Source organism: Chryseobacterium gambrini (assembly GCF_027920505.1).
In the GTDB taxonomy this organism is placed as follows: domain Bacteria; phylum Bacteroidota; class Bacteroidia; order Flavobacteriales; family Weeksellaceae; genus Chryseobacterium; species Chryseobacterium gambrini.
Genome location: NZ_CP115857.1, coordinates 4316498 through 4336309 on the forward strand (window position 1 = coordinate 4316498; position 19812 = coordinate 4336309).

General features: G+C 37.8%; 10 protein-coding genes. 7 read left to right on the forward strand and 3 right to left on the reverse strand.

Going from position 1 to position 19812, the window contains the following annotated elements; genetic code table 11:
* Positions 1-173: 173 nt before the first annotated feature.
* The 5 genes from PFY09_RS19960 (at position 174) to PFY09_RS19980 (ending at position 13948) form a co-directional block, all read left to right on the forward strand.
* Positions 174-3830, forward strand: a complete 3657-nt coding sequence (locus tag PFY09_RS19960; RefSeq protein ID WP_271160856.1) for a GEVED domain-containing protein — start codon at positions 174-176, stop codon at positions 3828-3830.
* 217 nt (positions 3831-4047) lie between these two features.
* Positions 4048-4797 carry a DUF6261 family protein gene (locus tag PFY09_RS19965; RefSeq protein ID WP_271160857.1) on the forward strand — a complete coding sequence of 250 codons (750 nt, stop codon included), beginning with the start codon at positions 4048-4050 and terminating at the stop codon, positions 4795-4797.
* 596 nt (positions 4798-5393) lie between these two features.
* Positions 5394-8282, forward strand: coding sequence for a fibronectin type III domain-containing protein (locus PFY09_RS19970; RefSeq protein WP_271160858.1), 2889 nt, complete (start codon positions 5394-5396; stop codon positions 8280-8282).
* 324 nt (positions 8283-8606) lie between these two features.
* Positions 8607-11843 (forward strand): fibronectin type III domain-containing protein, encoded by a 3237-nt coding sequence (locus PFY09_RS19975; RefSeq protein ID WP_271160859.1) that lies wholly within the window; start codon positions 8607-8609, stop codon positions 11841-11843.
* A 137-nt stretch (positions 11844-11980) separates the two neighbouring features.
* On the forward strand, positions 11981-13948 hold the full coding sequence (locus tag PFY09_RS19980; RefSeq protein ID WP_271160860.1) for a T9SS type A sorting domain-containing protein: 1968 nt from the start codon (positions 11981-11983) through the stop codon (positions 13946-13948).
* A 270-nt stretch (positions 13949-14218) separates the two neighbouring features.
* Here the strand turns inward: PFY09_RS19980 and PFY09_RS19985 are convergent, their stop codons facing one another.
* Entirely contained in the window at positions 14219-15046 is an 828-nt protein-coding gene (locus tag PFY09_RS19985; protein ID WP_271160861.1) for an ion transporter, read from the reverse strand.
* Positions 15047-15109: 63 nt separating this feature from the next.
* On the opposite strand from PFY09_RS19985, the gene PFY09_RS19990 reads away from it, so the two are divergent.
* Positions 15110-16207, forward strand: coding sequence for a Nif3-like dinuclear metal center hexameric protein (locus tag PFY09_RS19990; protein ID WP_271160862.1), 1098 nt, complete (start codon positions 15110-15112; stop codon positions 16205-16207).
* A 3-nt stretch (positions 16208-16210) separates the two neighbouring features.
* Positions 16211-16987, forward strand: a complete 777-nt coding sequence (locus PFY09_RS19995; RefSeq protein WP_076392508.1) for a zinc ribbon domain-containing protein — start codon at positions 16211-16213, stop codon at positions 16985-16987.
* 245 nt (positions 16988-17232) lie between these two features.
* Here the strand turns inward: PFY09_RS19995 and PFY09_RS20000 are convergent, their stop codons facing one another.
* Positions 17233-17934 (reverse strand): hypothetical protein, encoded by a 702-nt coding sequence (locus tag PFY09_RS20000; protein ID WP_271160863.1) that lies wholly within the window; start codon positions 17932-17934, stop codon positions 17233-17235.
* Positions 17918-19696, reverse strand: coding sequence for an AMP-dependent synthetase/ligase (locus PFY09_RS20005; protein ID WP_271160864.1), 1779 nt, complete (start codon positions 19694-19696; stop codon positions 17918-17920). The genes PFY09_RS20000 and PFY09_RS20005 overlap by 17 nt, the downstream gene beginning before the upstream one ends.
* Between the last annotated feature and the right edge of the window lie 116 nt (positions 19697-19812).

Sequence of the window (19812 nt, forward strand, 5' to 3'; positions counted from 1 at the left end):
GATTATTTTGCTGGCTTACAATTGTTTATCATGTTGCTTGTTAAAATTATATGAATATTTGGTTTTAATTAATAAATTTTTACTTTTCTGTATTAATAGATAATGAATTGATATTTTTTATAATATTTAATGAATAATTTTTATATTTTTACCGCCCTTAATTTTATTGATATATGAAGAAAATTCTACTCACGTGTTTGCTTGCCTTAGGATCGGCAACGTTTGCACAGGTGGGGCCGCCTCAGGCGACCAATCCGAATACCAACAACGGCTACGGATTTACGCAGACCTCGGGAACCTACACACCACTTTCAGCAAGCAGAACGGTATGGCAGTCGGGAGCAACCTTAGCGACGGATGCTGTTTCAGCTGCAATTAATTTACCATCAGCTTTTAAATTTAATGGTAAATCTTATAACACTGTATACCTTAGCAATAATGGTTTTGTAACCCTTGGAACTCCTGCTTTGGCAGCTACTTACACAGGGCTTTCTACAGATACCACGACTCCTTATGAGGGAGCATTTGCTTATTTTGCAGTCAATCTGAAAAATGCCAATACAGCCACTTCTGAGATTTCCTACGAAACAGTTGGCTCTAAATTTATTGTACAGTTTAAAGACCTTCAGGGAAGTGCTGCATCTGCTGGACAGCTTCTTAATTTTCAGATCCAGTTTGATTTAACCTCTAATAGTGTAAGCATTGTCTACGGAAATTGTGTTTCCGGTACTGCGGTCTTAACGGGACAGGTCGGAATAAGAGGATCGGAAGCTTCCGATACCAATAACAGGGTAGGAACAGACTGGACGGCAACTTCTATAGGAACCAGCAGTACAGATTCCGTTACTTTAGGAACTGCCAACGCAACAACTGTACCTGCTTCCGGTCTTACCTTTACTTATTCTCCGGGAACATGGATTGCACCTCCTGTAAATTATGCTTCTATTCCTTTTACTGAAAGTTTCAGTACGTGGGAAAACGGAAATTCCATAGGAGATCTTCCCAATGCCAACTATTGGAGAACATGGCCTTCGAGAGGGGATAACTCATGGAGAGCGAGTGATATTGCAGTAAGTGGTTACGCAAGTACAACAGGATGGACAAGCGTAGGCGGAAATATAGCCGTTGCTGCACCGGGTATAGCTCCTACCGCAAGATTCCATTCGTACAATACGATCAATGCTTCAGGATATATGGATTTGTATATCAATTTATCCTCAGGAACAGGATCGAGGCTGTTGTCTTACGACTATCAGAATACTTCAGGAACTGATGTTTTAAAAGTACTGGTTTCTACAGATGGCGGAAACACCTTCAGTCAGGTAGGTTCTACTCAGGGGATTTCTGCTTCATGGGCTACCAAATATGCAGACTTGGGAACGAGCAGTCCGACCGCGATTGTAAGATTTATGGCTACAGGAGACAATGGAAGCAACGATATTTATGTTGATAATGTAAATATTTCGGTAATTCCTTGTATGTTCCCGGATTCTGTAACTCCCGGAACAACTACGTCTACAACAGCTCCGGTAAACTGGGTGATGGCAAATCCTGCACCGGCATTTGATATTTATTACAGCACGACCAATACAGCGCCTACTGCTGCAACAACGCCCAATGTTGTCGGTGCAACAGGTTTAACCTATACGATAGCCAATTTAACGCCGAGTACAACTTATTATGTTTGGGTAAGATCCCGTTGTTCTGCTTCAGATCAGAGTGCATGGGTTTCAGGATCTTCTTTTACGACGAAAACCTTCTGTCCTACAGTTTCTGCGCCTTCTTCGGCGGCAACAGGAGTTTCCGTAACGCCTGCATTTACATGGACGGCAAATCCGGAAGCTACAGGATACAGAATATCTGTGGGGACAACTTCAGGAGGAACAGATGTTTTAAATAATTTGAATGTAGGAAACGTATCAACGTATACTTTACCAACAGAATTAACTTATAACACAAAATATTATTATACGGTTAATTCCTATAACGCTACGATTTCATCTACAGGATGTACAGAAAGAACATTTACCACACTTTCTATCTGTCCTGCACAATCTGCACCTGCAGCATCTGCTATAAATGTTCCGCTGACACCTACCTTTACATGGACTGCTTCTTCCTCTTCTGCAGTTACAGGCTATAAACTGAGAATAGGAACAACGCCGGGCGGAAATGATGTCCTTAATAATTTTGATGTAGGAAATGTAACTACATACACATTGCCAACTTCTCTTAATTACAGTACAGTGTATTATTGGTCTGTAGGAGCATATACGGCAACTCAAAACTCTTTAAACTGTACAGAGAGAAGCTTTACAACTGTGTGCCCGGCTGTAACATCTCTTCCGGTATTTGAAAATTTCGACACCACATCTACAGGAAGCAGCAGCAATACAAATGCGCCTACCTGCTGGAGATATTTGGAGCCATCATCTTGGGCGGGATATGGCTATGTAAATACATCATATAATTCTTCTGCACCAAATGGTTATTATTTATATAATGATACAGCTACTACAGCGGGAGGAATGTTGGTTTCCCCACAAATTACCCCCCTTTCAAACGGAGCAAACAGAGTTCGTTTCATGGCTGTCGGAGGGGCTGCAGGTTATACGCTTCAAGTAGGAACGTTAAGCAATCCTGCTGATGCTTCTACTTTTACGCAGATCAGTGCGGTTACTTTAACATCAACTATGGCTCAGTATACGGTAAATATTCCGGCGGGAACAGATCAGTATCTTGCGTTCAGACACGGTGTAGGAGGAACTTACAGAGGTATTGGAATTGATGATATTAATATTCAGCCTATTCCAAGCTGCGATAATCCGACATTAATTACCGTAGCATCCACTTCAGCTAACGGAGCTGCGATTAGCTGGACGGCACCTTCTTCTACGGTTGGAGTAGGGTATGATGTCTATTACAGCACCACCAATACAGCACCGACAGCAACAACTGTTTTAAATGCTTCAAATTCTGTAAGTACAAGTGGAACGGGTACAACTGCTAACCTGACAGGATTAACCAGTGATACATTCTACTACGTATGGGCAAGAGCTAAATGTACTGCGACTGATAACAGTGCATGGGAAGGCGGAACAAGATTCTATACAAGCAATTACTGTACTCCGGCAACTTCCAATCAGAATTCATGGATCAGCTCATTTACATCCACTACTGCCAATACCAATATGGCATACAGTTCTGCAACAGCGAACAGTGCAGCAACTTTTGGATATAAAAATCTGATGAGCTCAAATAATATTTCAATTGCGAAATCTTCTTCCAATACGGTTATTCCTATTTCTATAACTGCGGGAGGTCCTACGGTTGGGGTTGCTGTCTGGGTAGATTTAAATCAGAATAATGTTTTTGATGCTTCCGAAAAACTGTATGCAACAACAAATTATACTACAACCACAAGCGGTGCAACACTTACCATCCCTGCAAATACATCTGTAGGAACTTACAGAATGAGGGTTTTGATCAATTACAACAACAGCGCACCAACGGATCCTTGTTTAGGTTTCTCAAGGGGGGAAATTATTGATTATTCATTCATTGTAACCGCTCCGCTTGCCACAAACGAATTATCCGGTACGAAGGACGAAATTAAAGTATATCCAAATCCTTTTACGGATATTTTGAATGTATCTGATATTTCTAATGTGAAAGCCGTTTATGTAACAGATATTGCAGGAAGGTTAATTAAAACCATTGCTAATCCTGAATCATCAGTTAAGCTAAATGAATTAAAGCAGGGAATGTATTTAATTACTTTAGATATGAAGGATGGATCTAAAAAGACTTTCAAAGCAATTAAAAAGTAAATTTTATTAACCATACTCTGAGCATGAATTATAGAGGCTGTCCCAATGGATAGCCTCTGTTTTTTGATAAATGTTTCATGAAAATTCTTTACTATGAAAACCTTATCACAGCCCAAATTTTGAAGTTGTCTAAAATTTTTTTCGTAAAATATACCTGAACAGAAAAACGCTTTCAATTTTTTTATAAATTAGCCCTTTAAAATTTTAAAATAACACAATGATTACAACCGCCAATCTGGAAAAATACCGTAACGGAGATTTTCTGCAATTCGTAAACAATGTACTGGAACTTTTACCTCAAACCACTGCCGACCAATTAAATATAGGGATTCAGAGAACAGCCCTGCAAACCGCGGCAGAAAGTTTTAATAATGCCTATATGCCCTATACAGGGAGTGATATTACACCGGAAATTCAGGCTTTGGATACGCAGAGAGATAACGCTGTTATTGGGATCAAGATGATGCTGGAAGCATGGCAGTACCATTTCGATCCGGTGACCAAGAACAATGCCTTTGCACTTTTAGATATCCTTAACCGTTTTGGGGATCGTATCTACAAGCTTCGGTATCAGTTGGAAACTGCCACTATTAACAGCATCGTAGCAGAATGGGAAGAAAAGCACAGCGATAAAATCTCCCAGCTTCAACTTACTGCTTGGGTAGACGAGCTGAAAACTTCCAACCAGAATTTTAACAACAGGTACATTGCCCGTACTGTGCAGCTGTCCGAAGTAGAAACAGGTGTATTAGCTAACGCCAGAACAGCATCTACGGAAGCTTACCGAACACTGAAGCAGCATATAGAAGCTCATGCCCTGCTTACCCCGAATGCAGAATACGATCAGTTAATGGCAAAGCTCAGCAGTCTGGTAAACCAATATAATCTTGCCGTTACCAAATACAGCAGTACGGAAGAAAGCGGGGGAGAAGATCAGAAACAAGAATCTCCGCAAACGCCTTCCTAGAGCCACCGCCGAAGGGAGGGAGCTGTCGGGAACAGCCGAAGCCGTCCCGCCTAAGGGAGCAAACTTTCGGAATTCGCCGAGTATATTCCGCCAAAAGGAAAACATTTTCGGAGAGTTCCGAAATCGTTTCGCCCAAAGGAATGTGTTTTCGGGAACAGCCGAAGATAAAACGCTTGAGGGAATATATTGCGGTAAAAATGATGAGAGAAAATCAAGATGTACAATTGTGCGACTTAATTCTTGTATAATTTTCTTTATATACTGTTTAATAAATTTTAACAGAACATTATTTATATAAATAACGCTAATGTATACTATTTGTATAGACTGTCTCAAAAGGGTAGTCTATATTTTTTTATGTTAAGTTGTATGCTGTTGTAAATCAATTATTTGGGAGTAATTTTTAACTGTCTGATAAGCAGCTTTTTACAGGTAATTTTTTATTGTGATTATTGTAAGTATTTAAATGATTGTTTAATAATAATGTATTAAATTATTTGTTTTGTTGTTAAATATTAAATATTTGTGAAATTTTGGTTAATTAGGTTAAAAATTATTTATACTTTTACAGTACCTAATTTTAATTTGCTAAAAAAATGAAAAAGCTCAATTTTCTGTTCTTGCTTTTGATGTGCTTGTTTGTATATCAAAGCTATGAGGGACAAAATTTTACTGTCACGACCTGTTCAACAGGGATTGGATCTAATACGTACGGACCAATGAACAGTACTACCACAACTAATAACAAAAACAGGACTGCTTTTATTCTTCCTGCTTCACAACTCGCAGCTATAAACGGAGGAACAATTACCGGAACTTATTTCAGAAGGATTGCTACTTCCGGTTCTCTTCCTGCAGGTACCAATTTTAAAATTTATCTGAAGCTTACTACGGCGACTGATTTTGGTTCTGCTTCTCCGGACTGGGCTACTGAAATTTCAACTGCTACATTGGTTTACGATTCAGATCCTGCTGCGACTGTTGGTTCTGCTGCTGGATTTAAGCAGTTTGCTCATACAACTAATTTTTCTTATACTTCCGGAAGTAATTTAGCAATATATCTAGAGTACACTCAAACAACTGCTCCTTCTTCAAGTATTACGTGGGATTATGAATATGGAACAACCTGTATTTCTACAACAAACAATAATACAACTAAATACTTAAATACATCCAGTGCTTTTACGGCAACACTTACCAGTTCGAACTACAGAAGACCTGTGATTGGATTTGATGTTACATTCCCTCCCGCTGTTGCAGCTCCTGCATGTACTACAATTTCTGCTCCTGCTGCCAATGCTACTGGTGTTTCTGTAACTCCTACTTTTACGTGGGCTGGTGTTTTAGGACAAAATGGCGCTACGAGTTATGTGATTAATTTAGGAACAAGTCCTGGAGGTACAGATGTTATGAATGGAGTAGATGTAGGAAATGTTACTACTTATACAGTGCCCTCAGGTACACCTCTCAACTTCAATCAGCAATATTATCTTACTGTAATACCTAAAAATTCAATAGGAAGTGCTACCGGATGCACCGAAAGATCTTTTACTACGGCAAACATTAGTTGTCCTTCTGTAAGTGCTCCTGCAGCTGCTGCAACGGGAGTTTCTACAACACCTACAATTACTTGGGCAGCTACTACCGGCGCTACAGGTTATAAAATATCTATGGGAACAACTTCCGGAGGAACTGATGTTTTGAATAATGTAGATGTAGGAAATGTTACTACTTATACATTAAGTACGGCACTAAATACTTCTACAACTTACTATTATACGGTAAACGCTTATAATGGAGGGACGATTTCTTCTTCATGTACTATAAGAAACTTTACGACAGTTTGTGGTGCTTATACTCCAAGTTACACAAATAATTTCTCTACATTCCCTGGAGCATGCTGGTCTCGTTTAAATGGAGGATCACCAGCAACAGGACCTGGAACAGGTACTACCAACTACTGGATAGAAGATGGATTCTTAAATTCCGGTTCTACAGGTGCAGCAAGAATAAATCTGTATTCAACTGCTAGAAATGGTTGGTTGATTTCTCCGGCGTTTAATTTGTCTGCAGGGGGGTATAGAGTTAAATTTGATTATGGTTTAACAGCATATGGTGTTACGACTTCAAGTGCTATGGGGTCTGACGATGTTATACAGTTTGTAGTATCAACTGACGGTGGAACTACATGGACGGTTCTTCAGACTTGGAATGCTTCTAATGCTCCTGGTAACACTTTAAATACATATACTCTTAATTTAACAGCCTATAATGGGAATAATGTAATTTTTGCAATGTATGGAAGTGATGGAACAGTAGATGATGCTCCTGATTATGATTTCTTTGTAGATAATTTTATCGTAGAATCTATTCCTACATGTGATGTTCCTACAGGTTTAAGTACATCTGCAATTACAAGTTCAGGAGCAACATTGGCATGGACTTCTCCTGCGACAGCACCAGCTAATGGATATGAAATATACTATAGTACGTCAAACACTGCTCCTACTGGTGCAACAGTTCCTACTATTACTGGGGTTATGACAACGTCTCAGAATTTAGGAAGTCTTTCTGCAGCTACAACCTACTATGTATGGGTAAGATCAAAATGTAGTGCTTCAGATTTAAGTCAGTGGTCAAGCTCTGCAGTATTCACAACTTTATGTAGCTCTTTCTCAGCACCGTTTACTGAAAACTTTAATTCAGGAGCTGCTCCGAATTGTTGGTCTACATCAAGCACAAATAACACAAGTTATGCACTTTGGCAATTTGGTAGTTCTACTCAGGACTATGGTACAACTTATAGTGCTGCGGGGCAGAATAATACTGCAGGACAGTTTGCTTATGTGGATGCGTCCAGCCCATACACAGGAGTTCATGATGTGACATTAATGACACCAATGGTTAATTTAACTGGATTAACAAATCCTGCGTTGGAGTTCAGATGGTTTAAGAATCATGGGACGGGAGTAAACCCTACCAGCCAGCCGGCTTATGACAATAATAAACTTACGGTTGATATCAAGGATGTTAATTCTTCTACTTGGGAAACTATTTTTGCAGACACGTCCAATGCACCGACTTGGAGAACAGTATCTTTAGTCTTGCCAGCTGCATATATTGGTAAGACTGTACAGGTAAGATTTGTGGTAGATAAAGATGTAGCGGGTAATGGATACTTCTATGATAATCTATTATTGGATGATATCAGCTTAAAAGAATCTACAATACTTGCAACAAATGAATTAAAAGATACCAAGAATTACATCAAAGTATATCCTAATCCATTTGCAGATGTATTAAACATTTCAAATATAGCGAATGTTAAAAATGTATTGGTTACAGATATCGCGGGAAGATTGGTGAAAACTATTGCAAATCCTATTTCAGAACTTCATTTGGGAGAGTTGAAACAAGGAATGTATTTAGTGACGCTTGAAATGAAGGATGGTTCTAAACAAACTATTAAAGCAATTAAAAAATAAATTTAATTATTTATAATTAATAGAGAATAATAGCGGCTAATTTATTAGTCGCTATTTTTTATTAAAAATTTATAAGTTATTCGAAAATAAATTATTATGTTAATTGTTGTAAATTAATTATTGTTACTAATTATTAACTTTTTGATAAACAGTTCATTATGTTTAGTTTTAAAATTATTATTTATTTAACTATTCAAATGATTGTTTAATAATTAGTTTGATAATGATTTGTTTTAGTATTAAATATGAATTATTTATAAAGTTTTGGTTAATTAAATTAAAATTTATTTTTACATTTACATCACCTAATTTTATTTTTTACGCATGAAAAAACTTTTACTGATGTGTTTGATGTTCCTCTATGCAGGCATCATGGCGCAAACCACAGTAACAATAGGTTCGGGAGCCAGTACAGCATCGGCTGGTACAAATGGCGATCCTATCTATCGTTCCAGTGGTACGAGTTCATTTCATCATTCAAAATCTATACAGTTGCTTACGGCAGCGGATTTGAGTGGTGCATCTGTTGTTCCCGGAGCAACCATTAACAGTATCGCCTATTATAAGAGTACGGCGTTTAATGTGTCGGGCAGTAATGCATGGACATTGAATGTCTATCTTAAAAATAGCTCTGCTACTGCTTTAGCCAGTGGTACTGCCTGGAGTACTATGGTTGGAGGGGCAACTTTATTTTATAGTGCTACGATAAATAGTACTACTAATTTTCCTGCAGCCGCAGGTTGGGTAACTTTCAATAATAATACATCAAACACTTTCAATTATTCAGGAGGTGCTATTGAAGTATATATTGACTGGGTTCCATCAGGTACTCCGGTAACTCCATTTACGGGAGGTGCCTTCCAATGGCTGTATGATACTACTACTTCTGCTCAGGCGATGGGAACGAGTGCTTCAACTGCAATTGCAGGAACGAATACTAGTTATACCACTCAAACCAGAAGATATCAGACACAGTTAACTTATACTGCTACAGCTTGCTCTGGTGCTCCTAATCCTGGGAATACATTAGCAACGGCAACAAGTACACCGTGTTCTTCCCCGTATTCTACGACGCTGAGTCTGCAGAATTCTACGGTTGGATCAGGGGTTAGTTATCAATGGTACGATAGTGCAGGAGCAATTGCAGGAGCAACAACATCTACATATACAACAACTGTAAGTGCAGCTAATTCCTTTTATTGTGCTGTTACATGTTCAGGTTCCGGAATAACGACCAATTCAACTCCTATTGCTGTATCTGCTCCTGCGGCAGCGATATCAACTTTCCCATGGACTGAAAATTTTGATAGCATGGCAGCAGTTGGAAACGGAATTACACCAAGCTGTTGGGCAACAAGTGGAGGTTTAAGTTCTTCTTATCTGTTTACGAGTCAAACGGCATCTGGAAATACTTATAATGATCCTAGATCTGCTCCTAACTATATGACTATTTATTATCCTACTACGGCAGCATATTTATGGACACCTTCATTTAATCTAACCGCTGGTCAATCATACGATTTTTCATTCTATTGGGTTGGAGATGGATTGACGGGATGGCAGAATGAGGTATTGGTAAATAATGCTCAATCTTCTACAGGAGCAACTAGTCTTAACACATTCCTTACTTCAACACAAACAGCAACGGGTGGTTCAAATAGTACCAATTATACCAAAGTAACCGTAACATATGTGCCAACTACTTCAGGCGTTTATACATTTGGTATCAAGGCATTTGTAACATCTACTGCACCATATTATATGGGGTTTGATGATTTTAAATTAGAATTAACTCCTGCATGTACTGAGCCAACAGTGCTTACTTCATCCGCAATTACAGCTTCAGGTGCTACCGTTTCATGGACAGCTCCAAATCCTGCTCCTGCAAACGGATATAACATTTATTACAGCACAACCAACACAGCGCCTACCGCTACTACTACGCCAACCGCTAATGTTGCAGCCGGAGTTACAACTTACAATTTGTCTGGTCTTACGGCTAACACAACTTATTATGTATGGGTTCGTTCTAATTGTGGTTCAGGTTCTACAAGTTCTTGGGCAGGTCCTGTAAGTTTCACAACGGCATGTACAGCTACAAACGTTCCTTATACTCAGGATTTTGAAAGTGTAACAACACCTGCATTACCTTCTTGTACTTCTTTAGAAAATGCGGGTACTGGTAATAACTGGACTACAAGTTCTCCTGGTGCTTATGGATTTACTACTAAAGCGCTTACTTATCTGTATAATTTTAGTAACGATGCAAATGCATGGTTCTATACTCAGGGGATCAACTTAACTGCGGGTGTTTCTTACAGAATTAAGTATACATATGGAAATAACAGTACAACTTATGCTGAAAAACTAAAGGTTGCGTATGGTACATCGGCAAATAATGCTAGTATGACAAATGCTTTGGCTGATCATCCAAATATTAATACCGCAACATCCGCAAGTAACTTTGTAGATTTTACTCCGACGGCTTCAGGTGTTTATTATTTTGGTTTCAATGCTTATTCGGCTGCTAACCAATATAACCTGTATGTAGATGATATTAGTATTGTGGTTACTCCTACATGTTCTGAACCTTCAGCTGTTACAGTGCCTTCAGCAACTTTAACTTACAATTCAGCAGTTGTCAATTGGACGGCACCAAATCCTGTACCTGCGAATGGTTATGATGTGTATTACAGTACAACCAATACAGCTCCAACCAGTTCTACAACTCCTACAGCTTCTGGTTTAACTGCTGCAACAACTACATTACCTAACTTAACACCTTCTACAACTTATTATTTCTGGGTAAGATCTAATTGTAGTGCTGCAGATCAGTCTATTTGGGTTCCTGTAACATTTACAACTTTAGCTGTACCTCCTGCAAATGATGACTGTTCTGGTGCAGTTGCTTTAACAGCTGGTGGTACTTTTGCACAGAATGCTTTAACAGCAACTAACGCTGGTGCTACAGAAACCTCTGATGCTACGGCTACGCATTCTTGCCAGACTACTGGTTACAGAGATGTGTGGTATTCTGTAGTAGTTCCTGCAAGTGGAAATATTACAATTGAAACTCAGTCTGTTTCTGGTTCTAATGTTACGGATACTGTTTTAGGAGTGTACAGTGGAAGCTGTGGAGCACTTACGCAAATTGGTTGTGATGATGACAGCTCAACAGACGGTAACTTCTCTTTAGTATCTCTTACAGGATTAACTCCGGGATCTACATTAAAGATTGGTATTTGGAATTATTCTTCATCAACAGTTGGTCAATTCAAGGTATCTGCTTATGATGCATCATTGGTTTTAGCAACAAATGAAGTGAAAGATGCTAAAAACAATATCAAAGTTTATCCTAATCCATTCTCAGATGTATTGAATATTTCCGATGTAGCGAATGTTAAAAATGTATTGGTTACAGATATCGCGGGAAGATTGGTAAAAACTATTGCAAATCCTACTTCAGAACTTCATTTAGGAGAATTGAAACAAGGAATGTATTTAGTTACTCTGGAAATGAAAGATGGTTCTAAGCAAACGATAAAAACGATTAAGAAATAATTTTTAATACGTTTCATAAATGATAATAGCGACTAATCTTTAGTCGCTATTTTTTTTGTTAATTAAATTTAAATTTAATATTAAAATTGAAATATTATTGTTAAATTAGTATCTAATCAACAAAATATAGATAGTTTATGACAAAATTTTTACTTTCATGCTTATTGTTTTTAAGTATGACTTTTTCCGCTCAGATTACTTTGGGTTCAGGAAGCACTGATGTTGGAGTAGCTCCAATCAGTACCTACTACGGTTATTCGTACGTGCAGCAGATTTTCACAAAGCAGGAAATTAACGCCAGCGCAGCAGGAAACATTACAGGACTGAAGTTCTACATAGATCCTGCAATGTCCATTTCAAGCTCTTCACAATGGGTGGTGTATTTGGGACTTACCAATAAAACATCCTTCAGTACAGACTCAGACTGGATTCCAGCAGCTCAGTTAACGCAGGTTTTTTCAGGAACAGTGAGTAATAACAATGGAGTGATCGAAATTGTTTTTCCAACGCCTTTCGCTTATAACAATACATCCAATCTGGTTATTGCAGCAGAGGAAAACTCTGCGGGTTACGATAATAATGACTATGATGAGGCAATGTATGTGTACAGCGGAGCACAAAATTCTACTCTTTATTATAAAAATGATTACACAGATCCGGATCCGGCTTCACCGCCTGCAGGAAATCTTGTAAATTATAAATCCGTTGTTACCATTCAGGGACTGGCTCCTAATCCTATTCCTGCGTGTCCGGTAGTTACCTATCCGGGAAATAATTCTACTTTTATCCCTTTAACTCCTACCATCACATGGAACAATACAGCAGGAGCAACAAGCTATAAAGTTTCGATCGGAACTTCTTCAGGAGGAACAAATGTGGCGAATCAGGTTTCTGTAGCAACCAATAGTTATACGCCTTCAGCTGCATTGGCTCCGAATACTACCCATTACGTTAAAATCGTGGCAGTAGGTTCGGGAGGAGAATCTTCAGGATGTACAGAGCAGATGTTTACTACCTCACCGCCGCCGCCGGCTAATGATGAATGTGTAACAGCGATTACATTGCCTGTAAACCCAGATTTGAACTGCGGAACAGTAACTGCAGGATATACAATAGGAGCAACAGATTCAGGAACTGCTCCAAGTCCATGCTATGGAGAAGCAGATGATGATGTTTGGTTTAAATTTGTAGCCACGGCGGCGACTCATAAAATTTCTCTTCTTAATATTGCCTCAGTAGGAAGTACGGCAGGAGACACGGATACTTATTTTCAGGTATTCAGCGGAGGTTGTGGAGCATTATCAAGCATTCTGTGTTCAGATCCGCCTTCAGGAGTTGTATCAGGTCTTACGGTAGGAGAAACATATCTGGTGAGAGTGTACAGTTATTATGGGGCAGGAAGCAACCAAAGCTTTAATATTTGTGTAGGAACTTTCCCTCCGCCACCGGCAAATGATGCTTGTTCTGGAGCATTATCTGCTGCTGCTTTCCCTTATACTTACGCGCAAAACGACGGAGCGGGAGCTACCAATAACTCGGGAATTGTAAGCGTATGTTCTAATGAAATGAATGATGGTACCTGGTTTACTTTTGTAGGAGACGGAAGTACATTTAATATTAATGTAACGATGCCTGCAGGAAGTGATTTTGATCCTCAGATCGGGGTGTATAGTGGAAATTGTTCTGCATTGAACTGTGAAAATACAGTGGATAATGGAGGACAGGGTGGTGCTGAAACAGTTTCTATTCCTACACTTTCAGGAAACACCTATTACGTAAATGTCGGTCATTACAGTGGATGGTCGGATGAGCCGGAAGGAGCATTTACCATTAATATTTCAAAAAACAGTTTAGGAACTTCCGAAGTGGCATCCAATAAAAATACCTTGAAAGTATTCCCAAATCCTTTCAGCGATGTTATTAATATTTCTGATGCTGCTCAGGTAAGATCGGTTTCTGTAACAGACGTTTCCGGAAGACTGATAAGAGTTATCGAAAATCCTAATTCAGAGATTCATTTGGGAGAACTGAAACAGGGAATGTATCTGCTGATGCTGGATATGAAAGACGGCTCTAAGCAGGTATTAAAAACAATTAAAAAATAAAGTGAATTTTTAAACATCATAAAAGGCGGTCTGTAAAGATCGCCTTTGTTATTTTAAATGAAAAAAACTTTATTTATTGGGAACAGGTTGAATTTCACCTGTGGTCATGCTATCAAAAATAGCAGGGAAAAACATGACAAGGATAAAGTAAATCACTATCATAAGTGCGATCATCGAGAAAAGGATAATAACTAAGCTGTTTGGTTTATTTTTCTTTTTAGGTTCCATGATTGTTGTGGTGTTTCGTTAATAGATTGAGTATGTATATTACTAAGCTAATTTCTTGCCACACTGTTTGCAGTATCTTGCATCATCATCAATATCTTCATTTCCGCATCTGTCGCATACTTTTTCCAGATTCTGTCTTTTGTTTCTCATTTCGGCAGTTACAATTCCGGTAGGAACAGCAATAATGGAATAATAAGCAAGCATTAAAACAACAGCAAAAAATTTTCCCATCGGAGTAATCGGGGAAACGTCGCCATAACCAACCGTTGTAACAGTAACAACCGCCCAGTAAATCGCCTGTGGAATAGTTTCAAACCCCTGTCTTCCGCCTTCCACCATAAACATCAGTGAGCCGACAATTACGGAGAAAATAATTAAAAATAAAAGGAAAATATAAATTTTTCTTGAGCTGTTTTTTAATGCCCTCACAATTACAGAACCGTCATTCATGAAGTCCATTAAATTGAAAACCCTGAAAACTCTCAGCATTCTCAGCATTCTGAAAATCAGGAAATATTTGGTGACAGGAAAAATAAAGCTCAGATAAAAAGGAATTAATGCCAGAAAATCGATAATTCCGAAAAAACTGAAAATATAATTTCGTTTATTTTTTATAACGGCAATCCTCGAAAAATATTCCGCAGAAAAGAATATGGAAATAATCCATTCCATAATAATGAACGTGTAATGAAACCTTTTATCGAGCTTCGGAACACTTTCCATCATAATAATAGCAGTACTGATGAGAATCAACGACAGCAGAATTATGTCAAAAAGCTTTCCGAGCTTTGTGTCAGAGCGGTATATGATGCGATAAAGGTGTCTTTTCCAGAGAGCATCTTCGGGAATAAGATTGTGCTCTTTTTCCATTTTTCGATGTTTTTTTAAAATTAACAAATTATCCCTATTTTCGTACCAAACATAGATCATAAAATGACAATAAGTAAGGTAATTGCCAAAATAGAAGAAAGAATTCCTTTGCAACAGGCAGAAGATTTTGATAATGTAGGTTTGCTGTGTGGTGTTCTCGACAGAAATGTCTCCGGAATTCTGGTATGCCATGACGCGCTGGAAAATATTGTGGATGAAGCCATTGAAAAAAACTGTAATTTGATTGTATGTTTTCATCCCATCATTTTTTCTGGACTGAAATCTTTAACAGGGAAAAACTATGTGGAAAGAGCCGTTTTAAAAGCTATTGAGAATAAAATTGCCATCTACGCCATTCATACCGCTTTCGATAATGATTTTTTTGGGGTAAACCGCGGAATCTGCGATCAGTTGGGATTAAAAAACATAAAAATTCTTCAGCCTAAAAAAAATAATCTGAAACAGCTTACGGTTTTCGTTCCGAAAGATTATTCTGAAAAAGTAAAGGAAGCTTTATTTTCGGCAGGTGCAGGAAATATCGGGTTTTATGACGAATGCAGTTTCAAAATCAACGGGAATGGAACGTTCCGGCCGATTGAGGGTTCAAATCCGTTTTCGGGACAGCAAAATATTCGTGAAAATGCAGACGAAGACATGATTTCTGTGATTTTTGAGGATTATAAGCAGGGACAGATCGTTAATGCAATGAAAACGGCACATCCGTATGAGGAAGTTGCCCACCAGATTTACAGCCTTGAAAATACCAACCATTATTCAGGATTGGGAATGTATGGTGATCTTGATGAGCCGATGGATGAAAAAGATTTTCTGAAATTTGTAAAGGATAAATTCAGTCTGGAGATGATCCGTCATTCGGATTTCAATAATAAAAAAATTAAAAGAGTAGGAGTTCTGGGTGGTTCCGGAGCAAGCGGCATCCGGTCTGCAATTTCCAAAAAATGTGATGCTTATCTTACGGGAGATGTAAAATATCACGATTTTTTCCTTGCCGATTCGAAAATGATGATTTGTGATATCGGGCATTTTGAATCAGAACAATTTGTAACTCAACAATTATTTGAAATATTGTCACAAAAATTTAGTACATTTGCAATCTCAAAATCTATTGAGAAAACAAACCCGGTAAATTATTTCATTTAAAATATGGCAAAAACCAACGATATTTCAGTTGAAGAGAAGTTAAGAGCTTTATACGATTTGCAGATCATTGATTCTAGATTGGACGAAATCCGAAATACAAGAGGAGAATTGCCAATCGAAGTAGAGGATCTTGAGATTGAAATCGAAGGTCTTGAAAAAAGAGCTGAAAAATTTCATGCAGAAATCAAAGATCAGGACGACCAGATCAAAACAAAGCATGAAGTAATAAACCATGCAAAAACTTTAATTGAAAAATACAAATCTCAGCAGGATAATGTAAGAAACAATAAAGAGTTTGAAGCATTAGGTAAGGAGATTGAATATCAGGAGCTTGAAATCCAGCTTGCAGAGAAGAGAATTAAAGAATTCGGTGCTAAAATAGGTCACAAAAACGAAACGTTAAGCGAATTGAACTCAAAAATTGATGAGCTTAAAAATCACCTGAAATTCAAGAAAGAAGAATTGGAAGGTCTTATCTCTGAAACTCAGAAAGAAGAAGAATATCTTATCGAGAAATCAAAAGAATTCTCTGAAAAAATTGATGAGAGATTATTGGCTTCATACAACAGAATCAGAACAAACTCTCCAAACGGTCTTGCTGTTGTAGGATTGGAAAGAGGCGCTCCAAAAGGATCATTCTTCACCATTCCGCCGCAAAAGCAGATGGAAATTGCTCAGAGAAAGAAAATTATCATCGATGAGCATTCAGGAAAAATCCTTGTTGACGACGAGTTGGTAATGGAAGAAAACGAAAGAATGAAATCTGTAATTAAATTTTAATTACTTACGATTTTAAAGATATAAAGCTGTTTCAAATTTGGAACAGCTTTTTTTTGGCTTTAAACACTAATTGCGCAAATGTTTCGCAGATAGCACAATTTTACTAATATATATTAATGTGTATTCAATATAAGAAAACCAGAAAATATTAATAGAAATAAACTTAATAATTAAGAAAATAATAGAGCCATTCGTGAAAATATTCGAGCAATTTGTGTTAAAAAATAAAATATAATTTTTCTGCCTTATTTTTTTGTCTCAGTATTTGTTTCAGATTTATAATAAAATTTAAGTTCCTTACAAAGCGCAATAATGGCTGCTTTTCCTTTGGGCGTAAAACCGGTAAAAGAATATTCGTCATCAGTTCCTTTGTTGAAAACCCTGTGACGTCGAGCCGGAATATCAATTTCTGAAATGGAGCCGTTGCAATCCAGACAAATACTCATCTGGTTGATTTTTTTATTGTCCTTAAAAAACACTAAGCCTAGATGCGGATTAAAACACGCTGCGGAAGCTTCTCCATAACTGGATTTTTTCGCTAAAGCCTTTAAAATTTTATCAGCCTGTTCCTGTGACAGAAATTGCTGTTTTTCTATGATGGGAATGAAGTTTCCCTGTTTATCAATCGGTGCATCGTACATTTCTTCATCACCTCTGAAATCGTATGCTATAATTTTGTCATAATCAAGCGTACTGAAAGGAATTCCGTTGTTCTGGTTTGGCTTGATGATTGGTGAAGATTTCACATAATCCATAAGTTCCGTTCCGCTGATTCCCTTAATTTTTGGTATATCAGAAACAATTTGAGCAGAATCTTTTTTGGAAGATATCTTTGTGTTGTCGGTATGTTTTTCACAGGATGAAAATAAAATTACCGATCCAAAAATAATGAATCGGTTAATTTTGTTTTTCTTTATTTTCGATGAGAATTTATTCCTTATGCTCATACATCTTATTGTAAAGATCGATGAATTTCTCTTTAATCGCTTTTCTTTTAAGCTTTAAAGTCGGCGTTAAAAGACCGGCATCAATGCTCCAGATTTCCGGGGTAAGCTCAATTTTTTTGATCTGTTCCCAGTTTCCTAAATGTTGGTTGATATCGTCAATCTCTTTTTTAATTCTTTCTTTTAATTCCGGACTTTTGGCAATTTCCTGTGGAGTGGAACCTACATTCAGATTGTTTCTGGATGCCCAGCTTTTTGCAAATTCAAAATCTGGCTGTACCAATGCGCAAGGCATTTTTTCGCCGTCTCCGACAACCATGATCTGCTCGATAAACTTTGAAGCTTTTGCTAAATTTTCTATGGTCTGCGGCGCAATATATTTTCCTCCCGAAGTCTTGAACATCTCCTTTTTACGGTCGGTGATCTGTAAAAATCCGTCACTGTCGATATGTCCGATGTCTCCTGTTCTGAAATATCCGTCTTCTGTGAAAACTTCTTTCGTCATTTCTTCATTTTTAAAATAGCCTTTAAAAATAGAAGGACCTTTTACCGTAATTTCTCCATCTGCCTGAATTTTAACACTCAGATTGTCAAGAGGTAAACCTACGGTTCCGATTTTCATTTTGCTGAAAGAATTTACCGAAATTACAGGCGAAGTTTCCGTTAATCCGTATCCTTCCAGAATAGGAATTCCTGCATTCTGGAACATTAAATTCAGTCTTGTAGATAAAGCTGCAGAACCGGAAACCAAGGTAATGATTTCACCGCCTAAACCTTCTCTCCACTTTTTAAACACCAGTTTGTCGGCAATAATTTCCTTTAATCCGGATGGTTTTGAAACACTTTTCTTTTTAGAAATCAGATCCAGTGCCCAGAAAAAGATTTTCTGTTTCAGTCCTCCCGCGGAAGAACCTGTGGCGTAGATTTTATCATACACTTTTTCCACAAGTCTCGGTACCACGCTCATGTAATGAGGTTTTACTTCTTTTACGTTTTCTCCCATCTTTTCGATGCTTTCCGCGAAATAAATCGAAAAACCGTTGTACTGGAAAAGATAGAAAAGCATTCTTTCAAAAATATGACAGATCGGAAGGAAACTCAGAACCCTTGTATCTTTATAATCCAGACTTTTCTTTTTAGGAATTCTCGGGATCGAACCCAACACGTTGGAAACGATATTATGATGAGTCAGCATTACTCCTTTCGGTTTTCCTGTTGTTCCCGAAGTGTAAATAATCGTTGCCAGATCTTCTGAATTAATGGCATTTGAAAGATCTTCCACTTCAATCTGCGTAGAATCATCTTCGCCAAGATCCAGAATTTCTTTCCAGTTGGCAGCGCCTGTAATATTATCGAAAGTAAAAACGCCCTGTAATGAAGGAATGTTATGTTTTACTTTTACTACCTTGTTCAAAAGATCCTTATCAGACACAAAACAGTACTTAATTTCTGCATTGGTAAAGATAAATTCATAATCTTCGGGAGAAATACTCGGATAAACGGGAACAGAAACCACCCCGATCTGCGAAAGTCCGAGATCCATAATCGCCCATTCTGTTCGGGAATTAGTGGTGATTAAAGCGATTTTGTCACCGGGTTTAATGCCAAGTTTTAAAAGTCCTCTTGATATCTTATTGGCTTCATTGATAAACTCTTGCGTGGAAGTTTTCTTCCATTCACCATGGTATTTGGTTACAAACATATCCGACTTCGGATACATTTTCAATGCATATTGAGGAATATCAAATAATCTTTTGATTGTCATGATTTTTTAAGTAATTGTTAAAGGATTTTAAATATAAGCATTTTTTTTAATTGTGGAAATTGGAAGTGATTATTTAGAAATTAATAAAATGTATGCCATAATATATTTAATAATTC

Coding starts and splice junctions, on each gene's coding strand:
- PFY09_RS20005 (WP_271160864.1), bottom strand. CDS start 19,696: ATGACAATCAAAAGATTATTTGATATTCCTCAATATGCATTGAAAATG.
- PFY09_RS19990 (WP_271160862.1), top strand. CDS start 15,110: ATGACAATAAGTAAGGTAATTGCCAAAATAGAAGAAAGAATTCCTTTG.
- PFY09_RS19960 (WP_271160856.1), top strand. CDS start 174: ATGAAGAAAATTCTACTCACGTGTTTGCTTGCCTTAGGATCGGCAACG.
- PFY09_RS19995 (WP_076392508.1), top strand. CDS start 16,211: ATGGCAAAAACCAACGATATTTCAGTTGAAGAGAAGTTAAGAGCTTTA.
- PFY09_RS20000 (WP_271160863.1), bottom strand. CDS start 17,934: ATGAGCATAAGGAATAAATTCTCATCGAAAATAAAGAAAAACAAAATT.
- PFY09_RS19970 (WP_271160858.1), top strand. CDS start 5,394: ATGAAAAAGCTCAATTTTCTGTTCTTGCTTTTGATGTGCTTGTTTGTA.
- PFY09_RS19985 (WP_271160861.1), bottom strand. CDS start 15,046: ATGGAAAAAGAGCACAATCTTATTCCCGAAGATGCTCTCTGGAAAAGA.
- PFY09_RS19975 (WP_271160859.1), top strand. CDS start 8,607: ATGAAAAAACTTTTACTGATGTGTTTGATGTTCCTCTATGCAGGCATC.
- PFY09_RS19965 (WP_271160857.1), top strand. CDS start 4,048: ATGATTACAACCGCCAATCTGGAAAAATACCGTAACGGAGATTTTCTG.
- PFY09_RS19980 (WP_271160860.1), top strand. CDS start 11,981: ATGACAAAATTTTTACTTTCATGCTTATTGTTTTTAAGTATGACTTTT.